Origin of the sequence: Haloarcula sp. Atlit-120R, from assembly GCF_003665885.1 — an archaeon.
Lineage (GTDB): Archaea > Halobacteriota > Halobacteria > Halobacteriales > Haloarculaceae > Haloarcula > Haloarcula taiwanensis.
On sequence record NZ_QPLN01000124.1, the window covers coordinates 1 to 434 of the forward strand.

Here is a 434-nt window from a genome sequence, read left to right on the forward strand (position 1 = left end):
TTGCGCCCTATAAGATGGGTCCTTTCTCAGAGGCAGTTTACGAAGAACTCCACTTCCTTCTCCAACTGGGAGCTATCGAAGCTACTCCGCTAAACGGTAGTTCAGTGGACGGTGTCGGTGACGATGACCTAACAAACAAAGAATTTACTATTACCTCAAAAGGGGAGAAGCTTGCATCTCAGTTAGTCGAAATTCTCGAACCCGAGTATCGAACGGAAATTGAGAACTTGGTGGAGTCATATGGCAACCTATCGCTACAGGAACTACTGGAAGTTGTCTACACGTCATATCCGTCGTTCGCCAGGGAGTCCGAAATCAAGGATGAACTTGAGTTGGAGGGAGACTGATGGCTGATATCGAATATGTCGAACAAGAATATACGAAACGGTGGGCTGAAAGTGAGGATGAGCACTCCAATCAGTACATCCCCGAAA

Annotated in this window: 1 protein-coding gene; it reads left to right on the top strand. The window is 46.8% G+C overall.

Features of this window, described 5'->3' with window-relative positions:
• On the top strand, window positions 1-347 hold a 347-nt coding region (locus DVK01_RS21535; protein WP_233562849.1), incomplete at its 5' end, for a DUF4065 domain-containing protein.
• Between the last annotated feature and the right edge of the window lie 87 nt (window positions 348-434).